Annotated in this window: 12 protein-coding genes; 5 read left to right on the top strand and 7 right to left on the bottom strand. The window is 70.3% G+C overall.

Annotated features, from left to right (window positions below; translation table 11 throughout):
* Nucleotides 1-111: 111 nt before the first annotated feature.
* The 5 genes from IE248_RS13995 (at nt 112) to IE248_RS13975 (ending at nt 4346) form a co-directional block, all read left to right on the top strand.
* Entirely contained in the window at nt 112-1095 is a 984-nt protein-coding gene (locus tag IE248_RS13995; RefSeq protein ID WP_008741715.1) for an ABC transporter ATP-binding protein, read from the top strand.
* Nucleotides 1085-1972 carry an ABC transporter permease subunit gene (locus tag IE248_RS13990; RefSeq protein ID WP_008741716.1) on the top strand — a complete coding sequence of 296 codons (888 nt, stop codon included), beginning with the start codon at nt 1085-1087 and terminating at the stop codon, nt 1970-1972. Before IE248_RS13995 ends, IE248_RS13990 begins: the two co-directional genes overlap by 11 nt.
* Nucleotides 1969-2880, top strand: coding sequence for an ABC transporter ATP-binding protein (locus tag IE248_RS13985; protein WP_008741717.1), 912 nt, complete (start codon nt 1969-1971; stop codon nt 2878-2880). The genes IE248_RS13990 and IE248_RS13985 overlap by 4 nt, the downstream gene beginning before the upstream one ends.
* Before the next feature lie 13 nt (nt 2881-2893).
* Nucleotides 2894-3613: an ABC transporter permease gene (locus tag IE248_RS13980; protein WP_008741718.1), complete on the top strand. Its 720-nt coding sequence runs from the start codon at nt 2894-2896 to the stop codon at nt 3611-3613.
* An 85-nt stretch (nt 3614-3698) separates the two neighbouring features.
* Complete coding sequence (locus IE248_RS13975) at nt 3699-4346, top strand: rhomboid-like protein (RefSeq protein WP_008741719.1); 648 nt, start codon at nt 3699-3701, stop codon at nt 4344-4346.
* Between the two features lie 183 nt (nt 4347-4529).
* Here the strand turns inward: IE248_RS13975 and IE248_RS13970 are convergent, their stop codons facing one another.
* From IE248_RS13970 to IE248_RS13940, 7 genes are all read right to left on the bottom strand, one after another.
* Entirely contained in the window at nt 4530-5342 is an 813-nt protein-coding gene (locus IE248_RS13970; protein WP_008741720.1) for an HAD family hydrolase, read from the bottom strand.
* Nucleotides 5339-6616 (bottom strand): serine--tRNA ligase, encoded by a 1278-nt coding sequence (serS, locus tag IE248_RS13965; RefSeq protein WP_008741721.1) that lies wholly within the window; start codon nt 6614-6616, stop codon nt 5339-5341. Before serS ends, IE248_RS13970 begins: the two co-directional genes overlap by 4 nt.
* 527 nt (nt 6617-7143) lie before the next feature.
* Nucleotides 7144-8079 carry a prephenate dehydratase gene (gene pheA, locus IE248_RS13960; protein ID WP_073797735.1) on the bottom strand — a complete coding sequence of 312 codons (936 nt, stop codon included), beginning with the start codon at nt 8077-8079 and terminating at the stop codon, nt 7144-7146.
* Between the two features lie 42 nt (nt 8080-8121).
* A complete protein-coding gene (efeB, locus tag IE248_RS13955; RefSeq protein ID WP_073797734.1) occupies nt 8122-9498 on the bottom strand; it encodes an iron uptake transporter deferrochelatase/peroxidase subunit in 1377 nt (458 codons plus the stop codon).
* Nucleotides 9423-11396, bottom strand: a complete 1974-nt coding sequence (locus IE248_RS13950) for a copper resistance CopC/CopD family protein (RefSeq protein ID WP_190030883.1) — start codon at nt 11394-11396, stop codon at nt 9423-9425. Before IE248_RS13950 ends, efeB begins: the two co-directional genes overlap by 76 nt.
* A 22-nt stretch (nt 11397-11418) precedes the next feature.
* Nucleotides 11419-11916 carry a copper chaperone PCu(A)C gene (locus IE248_RS13945; RefSeq protein WP_100581308.1) on the bottom strand — a complete coding sequence of 166 codons (498 nt, stop codon included), beginning with the start codon at nt 11914-11916 and terminating at the stop codon, nt 11419-11421.
* Complete coding sequence (locus tag IE248_RS13940) at nt 11913-12563, bottom strand: SCO family protein (RefSeq protein WP_190030882.1); 651 nt, start codon at nt 12561-12563, stop codon at nt 11913-11915. Before IE248_RS13940 ends, IE248_RS13945 begins: the two co-directional genes overlap by 4 nt.
* Nucleotides 12564-12592 lie beyond the last annotated feature (29 nt).

The following is a 12592-nucleotide window of genomic DNA, read 5'->3' as shown; positions in this document are numbered from 1 at the left end:
AGCCACGCTGTCCCGTCAGCCTCCAGTACGGGTGTGTACGCCGGAAGGCGGAGACGGGATCCAGCTCAAGGTCTGACGATTCCCGGGGATCGCGCCGATAACGTCGGACTCGTGACTGTCATTGCGACCGAAAGCCTGAGCAAGCGGTACCCCCGAGTAACCGCACTCGACCGGCTCTCCCTGGACATCGGGCCCGGCGTTACCGGACTCGTGGGTGCCAACGGAGCCGGCAAGTCCACGCTGATCAAAATCCTGCTGGGACTGTCCCCCGCCACCGAGGGGCGCGCCGCCGTGCTCGGACTCGACGTCGCCACTCACGGCAGCGCCATCCGTGAGCGCGTCGGCTACATGCCCGAACACGACTGCCTGCCACCCGACGTCTCGGCCACCGAGTTCGTCGTCCACATGGCGCGCATGTCGGGACTGCCGCCGACCGCGGCCCGCGAGCGAACTGCCGACACCCTGCGCCACGTGGGGCTGTACGAGGAGCGCTACCGCCCCATCGGCGGCTACTCCACCGGCATGAAGCAGCGCGTCAAGCTGGCCCAGGCGCTCGTCCACGACCCCCAGCTGGTCCTCCTCGACGAGCCCACCAACGGCCTCGACCCCGTCGGCCGCGACGAGATGCTCGGCCTGATCCGCCGCGTCTACACCGACTTCGGGATCTCCGTGCTGGTCACCTCCCACCTCCTCGGAGAGCTGGAGCGGACCTGCGACCACGTCGTGGTCGTCGACGGCGGCAAGCTGCTGCGCTCCAGCTCCACCAGCGACTTCACCCAGACCACCACGACCCTCGCGGTCGAGGTCACCGACTCCGACACCCACCCGGACGGCACCGCAGCCCTGCGCGCGGCGCTCACCGCGGCGGGCCTTTCCCTGCACGAGGGCGAGGAGCAGGGCCTGCCCGGCGCCGGCCACATCCTGCTGGTCGAGGCCACCGGGGAAGAGACGTACGACCGGGTCCGCGACACCGTCGCCGACCTCGGCCTCGGCCTGGTCCGCATGGAACAGCGCCGCCACCACATCGCGGAGGTCTTCCGCGACAACGACCAGCAGCAGCTCGTCCGGAAGGGAGCCGGTTCCGATGGCGCCTGACACCTCCACGCAGATCCACAACATCGGATACCGGTCCTACGAAGGGCCCCGCCTCGGCCGCGCCTACGCCCGCAAGTCGCTGTTCTCGCAGTCCCTGCGCGGCGCCTACGGGCTGGGCCGGTCCGCCAAGTCCAAGGTCCTCCCGATGATCCTCTTCGCGGTGATGTGCGTGCCCGCGCTGATCATCGTCGCGGTGGCCATCGCGGTCCCCGGCTCCACCGACCTGCCGCTCAAGTACACGACGTACGCCCTGACCACCCAGGTGGTCATCGGCCTCTACCTCGCCTCCCAGGCACCGCAGTCGGTCTCCAGGGACCTCCGCTTCAAGACGGTGCCGCTGTACTTCTCGCGGCCCATCGAGCGCGCCGACTACGTCCTGGCCAAGTACGCGGCCATGGCCTCGGCACTGTTCATCCTCACCGCCACGCCGCTGCTGATCATGTACATCGGCTCGCTGCTGGCCAAGTTCGACTTCGCCCACCAGACCGAGGGATTCGCGCAGGGTCTCGTGTCCGTACTGCTGCTGTCGCTGCTCTTCGCCGGCCTCGGCCTCGTCATGGCCGCGCTCACCCCGCGCCGCGGGTTCGGCGTCGCCGCGGTCATCGCCCTGCTCCTCATCCCCTACGGCGCCGTCTCCACGGTGCAGGCCGTCGCCTACTCCACCGGCGCCACCGGCGCCATCGAGTGGATGGGCCTCTTCTCCCCGATCAGCCTGATCGACGGGGTCCAGGCCGCCTTCCTCAATGCCACCTCCGCCTTCCCCGGCCAGGAGGCACCCTCGACCGGTGTCGGCATCGTCTACCTGCTCGTCGTCCTCGGCCTCATCGCCGGCTCCTACGCCGCCCTGATGGCCCGCTACCGGAAGGCCGGGCTGTGACCTTCATCGACATCGACCACACCTCCCGCTGGTTCGGAAACGTCGTGGCCGTCAACGACGTCTCGATGCGCATCGGCCCCGGGGTCACCGGGCTGCTCGGCCCGAACGGCGCCGGCAAGTCCACCCTCATCAACATGATGGGCGGCTTCCTCGCCCCCTCGACCGGCACCGTCACCCTCGACGGCGCGCCGATCTGGCAGAACGAACAGGTCTACAAGCAGATCGGGGTCGTACCCGAGCGCGAGGCCATGTACGACTTCCTCACCGGCCGCGAGTTCGTCGTCGCCAACGCCGAACTCCACGGGCTCGACGACGCGGCCGCCCAGCGGGCGCTCGCCACCGTCGAGATGGAGTACGCCCAGGACCGCAAGATCTCCACGTACTCCAAGGGCATGCGCCAGCGTGTGAAGATGGCCTCCGCCCTCGTCCACGACCCGTCCGTGCTCCTCCTCGACGAGCCCTTCAACGGCATGGACCCGCGCCAGCGCATGCAGCTCATGGACCTGCTGCGGCGGATGGGCGACTCGGGACGCACCGTCCTGTTCTCCTCGCACATCCTGGAAGAGGTCGAGCAGCTCGCCTCCCACATCGAGGTGGTCGTCGCCGGCCGGCACGCGGCCTCCGGCGACTTCCGCAAGATCCGTCGCCTGATGACGGACCGCCCGCACCGCTACCTCGTCCGCTCCTCGGACGACCGGGCCCTCGCCGCGGCCCTGATCGCCGATCCGTCCACCGCCGGAATCGAGGTCGACCACAAGGAAGGCGCCCTGCGCATCCAGGCCGTCGACTTCGGACGCTTCACCGAGCTGCTGCCGCGGGTCGCCCGCGACCACGGCATCCGGCTGCTGACGGTCTCGCCCTCCGACGAGTCCCTAGAGTCGGTCTTCTCCTACCTCGTCGCGGCCTGAAGGAGCTGGCACCATGTACAACCCCACCGTCGCCCGGCTCACCTACCGGGCCCTGCTCGGCCGCCGCCGCGCGCTGATCCTCTTCGCGCTGCCCGCCCTGCTGATCGTCATCGCCGTCGCCGTCCGCGCCTTCACCGGGGTGGACGACAAGGTCGCCGCCGACCTGCTCGGCGGGTTCGCCCTCGCCACGATGGTCCCGCTGATCGGCGTGATCGCCGGCACCGGAGCCATCGGCCCCGAGATCGACGACGGCTCGATCGTCTACCTGCTCTCCAAGCCGGTGAAGCGCCCGACGATCATCATGACCAAGCTGATCGTCGCGATCGCCGTCACCATGGCCTTCTCCGCGATCCCCACGCTGATCGCCGGATTCATCCTGAACGGCAACGGACAGCAGATCGCCGTCGCCTACACGGTCGCGGCCCTCGTCGCCTCGATCGCCTACAGCGCGCTGTTCCTGCTGCTGGGCACCGTCAGCCGGCACGCGGTCGTCTTCGGCCTCGTCTACGCGCTGATCTGGGAGTCGCTCTTCGGCAGCCTGGTCTCCGGTGCCAAGACCCTCAGCGTCCAGCAGTGGGCCCTCTCCCTCGCCGAGAAGGTCGCCGGCGCCGGATACGTGGACGCCAGCGTCGGCCTGCCCACCGCGGCGGTGCTGCTCGCCGTCGTGACCGTCGGCGCCACCGTCTACGCCGGGCAGAAGCTGCGCCGCCTCACCCTGGCGGGCGAGGAGTAGGACCCGGCCCGCCCCGCCCCGCGCACTGTGCCCCGCCCGGCCCACCGGCCAGGCGGGGCACAGCCGCGCAGGCCATCATCAGTGCATGATCGAGCACCCCGAGCCCGAGCTGTCCAGGCCTCTGCGGTCCTGGATACGCTCCTCGCCGGGTACGCATCTGTGGCTGCTGATCATCGCCCTCACCAGCGTCATCGTGGTCATCGCGCCCGATCAGCTCGATCACGTTCTGCTCCACCGCAACAGCAGCAACCTCCACGAGCTCACCCGGCACCCGATACGGTCCCTGATCTCCAGCGCCTTCTGGATCGAGAACCCGGCCTCCCTGGCCCTCTACGCCGTGCTCTTCGAGTTCTTCCACGCCCCCGTCGAACGCTGGCTCGGCACCCTGCGCTGGTTCGTGATCGTCGCGACCGCCCACATCACCGCCACCCTGGTCAGCCAGCGGGTGGTCCTCTCGGCCATCCGTGACCACCGCGCCCCACGCAGCATGGTCCACGTCGTCGACATCGGCGTCAGCTACGGACTCGCCGCCGCCATCGGGGTCCTGACCTACCGGCTCCCCCATCCGTGGCGATGGTTCTACCTCGCCGGGGTCGTCGCCTTCTTCGGGATCCCGCTCCTCACCGGAGCCAATTTCACCGACCTCGGGCACGCGATCGCCCTCGCCGTCGGCCTGCTCGCCTGGCCGCTCACCCGGCACCCGCAGCCGACCACCGTTTCACGTGAAACATGAGCGGGACCGTCCCCGGGGCGGCCGCCGGATTCACCGCTGATGCGCGGAAATTCACTGGTACGGGGCCTGCGGCCGGGGCAGAGTGAGCCGTGCGGGGAGCAACAAAAAGGTCCGGAGCAGCCACTTCGAGCGCGCCTCACGGCGCGGGCTGTTCCGGACCTTTCCCCGTCCCGGGCGGAGCCGTCAGGCGGCGCCGAGCAGACGTTCCAGCACCACCGCGATGCCGTCCTCCTCATTGGAGGCCGTCACCTCGTCGGCCACGGCCTTCAGTTCCGCGTGGGCGTTTGCCATCGCCACCCCGTGCGCGGCCCAGCCGAACATCGGGATGTCATTGGGCATGTCGCCGAAGGCGATCGTCTCCGCCGCCTTCACCCCCAGCCGGCGCGCGGCCAGCGACAGGCCGGTGGCCTTCGTCAGCCCCAGCGGCAGGATCTCCACTATCCCGGCACCCGCCATGACGATGTCGACCAGGCTTCCCACGGTCTGCCGGGCCGCCCTGACGAGCTCGTCGTCGCCCAGCGTCGGGTGCTGGATGTACAGCTTGTTCAGCGGGGCCGTCCACACCGCGGTGGTGTCCTCCAGGTAGACGGCCGGAAGGCCCTCCTGCACCTGGTAGCCGGGCCCGATGAGCACCTCGCCGTCGACCCCGTCCCGGCTGGCCGCCAGCGCCAGAGAACCGATCTCGGCCTCCAGCTTGGACAGCGCCAGTCCGGCGAGCTGCCGGTCCAGGGTCACCGAGGTCAGCAGCCGGTGCGCGCCCGCGTCGTAGACCTGGGCACCCTGACCGCAGACCGCGATCCCCTTGTAGCCGAGGTCGTCGAGCACTCCCCGGGTCCAGGGCACGGCCCGGCCGGTGACGATGATGTGTGCCGCGCCCGCCGCGGTGGCCGCGACGAGCGCCTCACGGGTGCGTTCCGAGACGGTGTCGTCGCCGCGCAGCAGCGTGCCGTCGAGGTCGGTCGCGACGAGCTTGTACGGGAACGGAACCGGGCTCACTTGGCGATCGGCTCCAGAACCTCGCGGCCGCCGAGGTAGGGACGCAGCGCCGCGGGCACGCGCACCGAGCCGTCGGCCTGCTGGTGGTTCTCCAGGATGGCCACGATCGTGCGCGGTACGGCGCACAGCGTGCCGTTCAGCGTCGACAGCGGCGCGGTCTTCTTGCCGTCGCGGTAGCGGATCGACAGGCGGCGCGCCTGGAAGCCGTCGCAGTTCGAGGCGGAGGTCAGCTCGCGGTACTTGCCCTGGGTCGGGATCCAGGCCTCGCAGTCGAACTTGCGCGAGGCGGAGGAGCCCAGGTCACCGGTGGCGACGTCGATCACCTGGAACGGCAGCTCCAGGCTGGTCAGCCACTGCTTCTCCCACTCCAGGAGGCGCTGGTGCTCGGCCTCGGCCTCCTCCGGCGCGACGTACGAGAACATCTCGACCTTGTCGAACTGGTGGACGCGGAAGATGCCGCGGGTGTCCTTGCCGTACGTACCGGCCTCGCGGCGGAAGCACGGCGAGAAGCCGGCGTACCGCAGCGGCAGCTTGTCGGCGTCGATGATCTCGTCCATGTGGTACGCGGCGAGGGGGACCTCGGAGGTGCCGACGAGGTAGTAGTCGTCCTTCTCCAGGTGGTACACGTTCTCCGCGGCCTGGCCGAGGAAGCCGGTGCCCTCCATGGCGCGCGGCCGGACCAGGGCCGGGGTCAGCATCGGGATGAAGCCGGCCTCGGTGGCCTGCGCGATCGCCGCGTTGACCAGGGCGAGCTCCAGCAGCGCGCCGACGCCGGTCAGGTAGTAGAACCGCGAGCCGGAGACCTTGGCGCCGCGCTCGACGTCGATGGCGCCCAGCGACTCGCCGAGTTCCAGGTGGTCCTTGGGCTCGAAGCCCTCGGCGGCGAAGTCGCGGATGGTGCCGTGCGTTTCGAGGACGGTGAAGTCCTCCTCGCCGCCGACCGGTACATCGGTGTGGACGATGTTTCCGAGCTGGAGGAGGAGCCGCTTGGCGGCCTCGTCGGCCTCGTTCTGCTCGGCTTCCGCGGCCTTGACGTCGCCCTTGAGCTGCTCGGCCTTCTTCAGGAGTTCCGCCCGCTCCTCCGGAGAGGCCTTCGGGATCAGCTTGCCGAGCGACTTCTGCTCATTGCGCAGTTCGTCGAAGCGCATGCCGGAGGACCTGCGGCGCTCGTCGGCGGAGAGCAATGCGTCGACGAGGTCGACGTCCTCTCCACGGGCGCGCTGCGAGGCGCGGACACGGTCAGGGTCTTCACGGAGCAGCCGGAGGTCAATCACCCCTCCAGGCTACCGGGCCGGGCTTCTGGGGATCACACCGATATCACGCTGTGTGTCGCTATGCCCCAATTGAGGTGAATGGAAAAGACTGGCCCGCTGGCTGGAAGGGAGCGCCCGGCAGGTTGTCAATAAATGCGGCCCATTCCCCGAAATGGGGCAGATCGTCGAGCGGCCGTCGGCTCCTGAACAGGCTCGCAGGCCCTTCCTTGTCCACAGGAATTCCGGCGGGACCCACCTTATCCACAGGCTGTGCGCGGTATCTGTGGACACGGAAATAGATCATTCGTGACCGGTGGGTGGTCGGGGTGAATCGGGGTTCAAACCGCCCTCACACACTCATTCGGGTGGGAATGACTCGCCCCAAAGAGTTGCTCGGCGATACGGCGGTGACGCCGTTCACCTCCCGCTCGCCAGCGCGAAACCCGGGCCCCCCGACCGATTTGTCGACCTTGTCGCGCTGCTCTGTCGACTTGTCCCCAGGTCCCCATCTCGCCCTGTGGATAACTCTGTGGACAGTGGACGAGCTCCTACGCCCGGCCGTCGAGGCAACGCGTCAGCCAGTCCGACGCGGCCGTGAAGTCACCCTCCGAGGTTCCGGGCCGCGCGGGACGTACGTCACCCACAGCGACACCGGCCCTCGGGTAGGAGCCCAGGAAACGGACCTGCGGGCAGGTCCGCTTGAGACCCATCAGCGCCTCGCTCACCCGGCGGTCGGAGATGTGTCCCTCCGCGTCGACGGCGAAGCAGTAGTTGCCGATGCCCGCGCCGGTCGGCCGGGACTGGATCAGCATCAGGTTGACCCCGCGCACGGAGAATTCCTGGAGCAGTTCCAGCAGCGCACCAGGGTGGTCGTCGCCGAGCCACAGCACCACGGAGGTCTTGTCGGCGCCGGTCGGCGCCGCCGGGCGCGCGGGCCGGCCCACGAGGACGAACCGGGTCTCGGCGTTCTGCGCGTCGTGGATCTCGGTGACCAGCGCCTCCAGCCCGTAGGTGACGGCGGCGAACTCACCGGCGAAGGCGGCGTCGAAGCGGCCCTCCTGCACCAGCCGGGCCCCGTCGGCGTTGGAGGCGGCCGACTCCCACACCGCCTCGGGCAGGTTGGCCCGCAGCCAGTTGCGCACCTGCGGCTGCGCGACCGGGTGTCCGGTGACCGTCTTGATGTCCGACAGCTTGGTCCCCGGCCGCACGAGCAGCGCGAACGCGATGGGCAGCAGCACCTCGCGGTAGATCATCAGCGGTTCGCCGGACGCCAGCTCGTCGAGGGTCGCGGTGACCCCGCCCTCCACCGAGTTCTCGATGGGCACCAGTGCGGCGGCGGCCTCACCGCCCCGCACGGCGTCCAGGGCGGCCGGAACGGACACCATCGGGACGAGCTCCCGGGTGGCGGCTTCCGGGAGGGTGCGAAGGGCGGCTTCGGTGAACGTGCCCTCGGGACCGAGATAGGTGAAACGGGTGGCCGACATGCGATCAGCCTAATGCCGGGTCACCGGCCGGGGCGGGCCCGTTCACCCTTCGAGCAGCCGCTGTCCCACGTACTCCCCGGCCCGTGGTCCGGGCGGTACGGCGTACAGGCCGCTGGACTCGTGCCGGATGAACGCGGACAGCGCGTCGCCGCGGTCGAGCTTGCGCTGGACGGGGACGAACCCGCGCAGCGGGTCGGCCTGCCAGCAGATGAACAGCAGTCCGGCGTCCGGGGTGCCGTCGGCGCCGATCCCGTCGTGGAAGGAGAAGGGACGCCGCAGCATGGCGGCCCCGCCGTTCTGTTCGGGGGCGGAGATCCGGGCGTGGGCGTTGGAGGGGATCACGGGCTTGCCGTCCGCCCCGAATGCGGCGAGGTTCATCGGGGTGGTCTCGCTGCCGCCGGTCAGGGGCGCGCCGGTGGCCTTGGTACGACCGATGACCTGCTCCTGCGCGGCGGTGGACTGCTTGTCCCAGTCGTCGAGGAGCATGCGGATGCGCCGGACGACGGCGTACGAGCCGTTGCCCATCCAGGCGTGCTCGGCGGGGCCGGGGCCGACGGCCGGGACGAAGATCCGCTTGTCGAAGTCGGGCTGCGCCGGCTTGGGGTTTCCGGTGCCGTCGATCTGGCCCATCAGGTTGCGGGCGGTCATCGGGGCGCTGGTGGCTCCGGGAGTGCGGTTGAAGCCGTTCATCTGCCAGCGCACGCGCGCGGCCTCACCGGCGTCCTTCTGGAGGGAGCGCAGGGCGTGGAAGGCGACGAGCCCGTCGTCGGCGCCGATCTGGACCCAGAGGTCACCGTTGCTGCGCTGGGCGTCGAGCCGGTCGCCGGAGAAGTCCGGCAGCGGATCGAGGGCGGTCGGGCGGCGGTCGGTGAGCCCGGTGCGGTCGAAGAAGGAGTGGCCGAAGCCGAAGGTGACGGTGAGCGAGGACGGCCCGGCATCGAGGGCGATGCCGGTGTCGGCGGTCGGGGCGGCCTCACCGGCCATGAGCCGGCGAGCGGTCTGCGACCAGCGGCGCAGCAGGGCGGCCGCCTCCTTGCGGCCGGCGCCGGGCGCGAGGTCGAAGGCGATGACGTGGCCCTTGGCCTGGAGCGGGTTGGTGATGCCGGCCTGGTGATCCCCGTCGAAGGCGATCCGGGTCGCTCCGAGCGAGCTGAGCGCCCCGGCGCCACCGTGGGCTCCGGCCGTCCCCGAATCGCCCACCGCGGACTGTACGAGGGCCCCGCCCGTGGCGCCGAGCGCGAGCCCGACGGCGCCCGCGGCGCCGACCGTGCCCAGCAGCCGGCGCCGGGAGATCTCGATGTCGGGGTTGCTCTCGTTGCTCTCGTTGTTCTCGGTCACGCGGGTCAGCCGATCTTGACGTTCTTCTGGACGGTCGTCTGGTCGATGTCGGAGGTGCGGACGGTCACGTCGATGCGCCATTCGCCGGCGAGCGGCAGCTGCACGCCGGTGGCGCTCCAGTGTCCGGGCGCCGCCCGCTCCGGGGCGAGCGGCAGGGGGCCGATGTCCTTGGTGGGCAGGGTGAAGGCGACCTTGACCTCGGGGAGGTCGAGGGGCTGGCCGTCCGGGCTGTCCGCCCACAGGTGGACGGCGTTGGCGCCGATCCGCCCCGGGTCGAGTTCGAGCCGGATGGTTCCCTTGCCGGCCGGGCCGCCGGTGTCGAACGGAAGGCTGATCTTGACGGCGCGGTCGGGGACGGCCGTGGAGGTGTCGGCGCTGGTGCCGCCGGCTTCCAGTTCCGCGGTCCGGCCGGGCTCCGTGCTGGTCAGGATGGTGGTGACGGCGAGCAGGACGACGGCGACCGCCGCCTCGGCGAGGACGGAGCGGCGCAGGCCGACCCGGTCGGAGTCGGCGTCACGGACCTGCTTCTCGCGCGCGTTGGCACGGGCGGCCCGCTGCCGGGCGAGCTGGGCGGCGCGCTTGGGGTCGGCGGGGACGGTCACGGACTCTGTTTCACGTGAAACATCGCGCTGGGAGACGACCTTGGCGCTCTTCCCGGCGGGAGTCTCGGCGAGCCGCGTGGTCCACGTCCGGGAGGCGTAGGCGATGGTGACCAGGACGGCGACCAGGCCCACCTTGACGAGCAGGAGCTGCCCGTAGCTGGTGCCGGTCAGGGCGGACCAGCTGCCGACCTGGCGCCAGGACTGGTAGACGCCCGTCACGGTGAGGACCAGGACGCTGATGAAAGCGACCCGGGAGAACCGCTGGACGGCCTCGCGCTCGATCCCGGGGACCTTGTGGAGGGCGACGAGCAGCGCGGTGAGGCCGCCGAGCCAGGTGGCGACGGCCAGCAGGTGCAGGATGTCGACGGGCATGGCGATACCGGTCTGGATGCCGGTGGAAGCGTGCTCGGACAGCGCCCAGGTGGCGGCGATGCCGGCGGCGACGACCCCTCCGCCGATGCCCAGGCCGAACGCGAGGTCGTTGGTGTCCTTGGCGGTGTCCGCCCCGTTCGGGCCGCCCGAGGACCTGGCGGCCTTCGGACGTCCGGCGGCGGCGCTCTGGCTCCGCGCGTACGCCCCGAAGAGGACGGCGATGAACAGCGCGGCCGCGCCGAGGAGCAGCAGCCGGGAGACCAGGGAGGCTCCGGTCTTGGTCTCCAGGACGGCCCTCAGCCCGCCGAGGTCGAAGGCGTCGGTGAAGTTCCCGGAGCCGGTGTACGGGGTGCGCAGCAGCAGCATCGCCAGGGTGGCGACGGTGAGGGTGACCCAGGCCCCCACGACGAGCTTCTGAAGGGGACGCTCGGCCGCGCCCCGGCGCCAGCACAGCAGCAGGAAGGCGGAGGCTCCGACGAGAACGGCGAAGCCCCCGTACGCGGCGTAGCGGGCGATGTCGTAGACGACGCCGACGGGACCGCCGCCCGCTTCCTGGCCGGCCAGGCTGACGCTGGTCTGCGAAGGCGCTCCGATGGAGAAGGTGAAGGCACCGGAGACCGGGTGGCTGTCGGCGGAGACGGCCTGCCAGGCGACGGTGTAGGTGCCGTTCGGCAGGCCGGTGTGCAGGGCGGTGCCGTAGCGGATGATCGACCCGCTGCACAGGTCGCGCAGTTCACCGGTGTCGACGCGCTTGCCCTGGGGGTCCAGCACGCGGATGGAGTCGCCGCCCATGGCGACCTGTTCCGAGAAGGAGAGGTTGACCTGGGCGGGGGCCGTGGCGACCACCGCCCCGTCCTTGGGGTCGCTCGCGGTGAGTGCGGCGTGCGCCGTGGCCGGGGTGGCCGCGGTGAACAGGGTTGCCAGCAGGGCTGCGAGGACCAGCGCGAGCCGCGGCAGGAGTGCCGTGGCCCGGACGCGGGCCGTGGATGGGGCGGTGGCCGTCATGGCGTGTCAGTCCCTCGGTCCGTCAGTGGGCGGTGGAGTTCTTGGCGTTGTACGTCCGCTCCTTGACGTCCAGCTCGACCTTGACGGGGTCGGCCTTCTCGAAGCGCAGCTCGACGGTGACCTTCTCGCCCACCTTCGGGGTGTTCTTGAGCCCCATGAACATGACGTGGCTCCCGCCGCGCTCCAGATTCAGCTCACCGTTGGCGGGCACGTCCATGGCCTGGACCTGCTGCATCTTCTGGTCCTTGGTCTCGTGGATCTGGAGATCGTCCGAGAGCGGGCTCGTGACGCCGACGAGCTTGTCCGCGGTCTTGGAGCCGTTCTTGATGACCATGAACGCGCCGGCCATCTTGTCGTTGACGGGTTCGGGCATGTAGCCGCCGCTGACCGTCATCTCGGGCTTGGCAGCCCCGCTCTTGGACCCGGAGCCGGAGTCCGAGTCGGAGGAGCAGCCGGATATGGCGAGCGCTGCCGTCAGGGAGAGGGCGGCGGCGATGGTGCGGGTGGTGCGGCGGTTCACGGGTTCTCTCCCTTGACGATCTTCGGCAGGTCCTTGGTGTAGTCATCGACGGAGGTGCTCTCGCCGTAGAGGACGTAGCCCTCGTCCGTCTTGGGAGAGAACGCGATGACCTGCGCGCCGTGCATGGAGACGACGTCGCCGTTGGCCTCCTTCTTGGCGGCCTCGATACCGATGCCGAGACTGCGCGCGGCGGCCTGGATGGTGGCGAAGTCCCCGGTCAGACCGGTGAAGGCGGTGTCCTGGGACCTGAGCCACGCGCCGAGGGACTCGGGGGTGTCCCGTTCGGGGTCGGTGGTGACGAAGACGACCTGGAGCTTCTCCTGGTCGGCCTTGGGCAGTGCCTTCTTGGCGACGGCGATGTTGCTCATCGTCAGGGGGCACACGTCGGGGCAGTTGGTGTAGCCGAAGTAGATGAGCGTCGGCTTGCCCTTGGTCTGCTCGCGCAGGTTCCAGGGCTTGCCGGTGGTGTCCGTCAGGACGAGGTCCGGCTTGCTGAAGGGGCGGTCGAGCACGGTCGCGGCCCCGGCCTTGGCCTGGCCGCTGATCTGCTTGACCGAGCTGTTCTTTGCTGTCTCGCCGCCGCAGGCGGTGAGGGTGAGGGCGGCCGCCGCCGCGAGGGCGGCGACGGTCACGCGTGTGGTGCGCATGAAGAGATGTCCCTGGGATCGGGGATGCT

The organism is Streptomyces goshikiensis, from assembly GCF_014650555.1.
In the GTDB taxonomy this organism is placed as follows: domain Bacteria; phylum Actinomycetota; class Actinomycetes; order Streptomycetales; family Streptomycetaceae; genus Streptomyces; species Streptomyces goshikiensis.
Note: the sequence above shows the minus strand (reverse complement) of the source record. Positions and strands in the feature narration are given on the sequence as shown.

Coding starts and splice junctions, on each gene's coding strand:
- IE248_RS13980 (WP_008741718.1), top strand. CDS start 2,894: ATGTACAACCCCACCGTCGCCCGGCTCACCTACCGGGCCCTGCTCGGC.
- IE248_RS13940 (WP_190030882.1), bottom strand. CDS start 12,563: ATGCGCACCACACGCGTGACCGTCGCCGCCCTCGCGGCGGCGGCCGCC.
- pheA (WP_073797735.1), bottom strand. CDS start 8,079: ATGTCGGCCACCCGTTTCACCTATCTCGGTCCCGAGGGCACGTTCACC.
- IE248_RS13950 (WP_190030883.1), bottom strand. CDS start 11,396: ATGACGGCCACCGCCCCATCCACGGCCCGCGTCCGGGCCACGGCACTC.
- IE248_RS13975 (WP_008741719.1), top strand. CDS start 3,699: ATGATCGAGCACCCCGAGCCCGAGCTGTCCAGGCCTCTGCGGTCCTGG.
- IE248_RS13990 (WP_008741716.1), top strand. CDS start 1,085: ATGGCGCCTGACACCTCCACGCAGATCCACAACATCGGATACCGGTCC.
- efeB (WP_073797734.1), bottom strand. CDS start 9,498: ATGGCGCATCGACGTGACCGTCCGCACCTCCGACATCGACCAGACGAC.